Raw genomic sequence first — 203 nt, 5'->3', positions numbered from 1 at the left:
GATCCGGACCCTTCCAGGTGGCCGAGTACGTCGCGGGATCGAAGCTCGTGCTCGAGCGCTTCGAGGACTACGCCTGGGCTCCCGAGACCCGGGACCATCAGGGCGCCGCGTACCTCGACGAGGTCGTGATCCAGTTCGTGCCGGAGCCCCAGTCGCGCATCGGCTCGCTGAACTCCGGTCAGGCGGACGCGATCGACCAGGTA

The 203-nt window shown here is 68.0% G+C and carries 1 protein-coding gene; it reads left to right on the top strand.

Features of this window, described 5'->3' with window-relative positions:
• Window positions 1-203, top strand: a 203-nt coding sequence (locus CH42_RS00100) for an ABC transporter substrate-binding protein (RefSeq protein ID WP_239683886.1), incomplete at both ends; no start/stop codon positions are given.

It is taken from the genome of Leucobacter musarum subsp. musarum (genome assembly GCF_001273845.1).
Classification (GTDB): domain Bacteria; phylum Actinomycetota; class Actinomycetes; order Actinomycetales; family Microbacteriaceae; genus Leucobacter; species Leucobacter musarum.
Note: the sequence above shows the minus strand (reverse complement) of the source record. Positions and strands in the feature narration are given on the sequence as shown.